This window comes from Thalassospira sp. UBA1131, assembly GCF_002311515.1.
In the GTDB taxonomy this organism is placed as follows: Bacteria; Pseudomonadota; Alphaproteobacteria; order Rhodospirillales; family Thalassospiraceae; genus Thalassospira.
In genome coordinates this window covers 1-963 of the sequence record NZ_DCAO01000088.1, presented here as the reverse complement: position 1 = coordinate 963, position 963 = coordinate 1, and the positions used below count along the sequence as shown (strand labels likewise).

Annotated in this window: 1 protein-coding gene; it reads left to right on the top strand. The window is 54.0% G+C overall.

Going from position 1 to position 963, the window contains the following annotated elements; genetic code table 11:
• The first annotated feature begins 172 nt into the window (after positions 1-172).
• Positions 173-853, top strand: a complete 681-nt coding sequence (locus B3Z49_RS13235) for a hypothetical protein (RefSeq protein ID WP_296991653.1) — start codon at positions 173-175, stop codon at positions 851-853.
• Positions 854-963 lie beyond the last annotated feature (110 nt).

Here is a 963-nt window from a genome sequence, read left to right as displayed (position 1 = left end):
GCAGCCCTAAAGGCTGCCTTTTTTCGTTTCCGGATTTTGCGTATCCAGACCTCCTGTAAGCAGTTGCTTTGCTTCCCCATATCGTCCTTCGGACAGGGGCTTGTATAAGTTGACGCTTGGTCGGCGGACAGGCACTGTTGATGCCATGGTCAAGAGAATCGGAACCTTCAAGATGAACAGTAATCCGGCCCGCCATCCGTCTGGCCCTGAGCGTATCAGCCCGGCAGCAATACCACAGCGGTTCGCGCGTCAAACATGGTCGATATGCCGACAGGTTCTGATCGTTCTGTGTCTGCCGGTAATGCTTGCCAGCTGCTATCTGCCGGAGGCCTTCACCATTGATCTTTCCATGGAGCGTAATGGCGATTATCGCCTGAGCTATCGTGGTTTGCTGGTACAGCCAAACATTACCCAAGGCCTTCTGGACAAGAGCCTGGATGCGGAGGGTGAAAAGGAAAAGGTCGCCAAGGTTCTGGCAGATCTCAAGCGCGATTCGGCTGTAAGACAGCTGACCTATACCGGGCGCGGCGTGTTTAACATGGTCTATGAAAAGCGCGGCAACATCATGCGCGAGAAAAGCTTCGTCTTTGTCCGTCGGCAATCGCGCATACTGGAAATGTTCTTTAATTCAGAGCGAAACACCGTTGAAATTCGGGGCGGCTTTGTCCCGGATCAGTATCAGGACCGCCTGACTGCACTGGGCTATCAGATGACCGGCAAGATCGAGGTTCGTACGACCGCAGGGGTTCGGAGCCACAACGCAGCAGAATTCCGTGAAATCAACGGTCAGAACCGCCTGCGCTGGGAAATTCAGTCGATCTCTGATCCGGTTCCTAACGTCATTCTCGGCTAGGGCAGGGTAGCTAAGCTTAACGTGGGGTACTTCCCCATCTGATCGCGCCTGACGAACGAAAAAAGGGACAGCATTGGCTGTCCCTTTCAGACTGCTGACAAAGTCCTCGC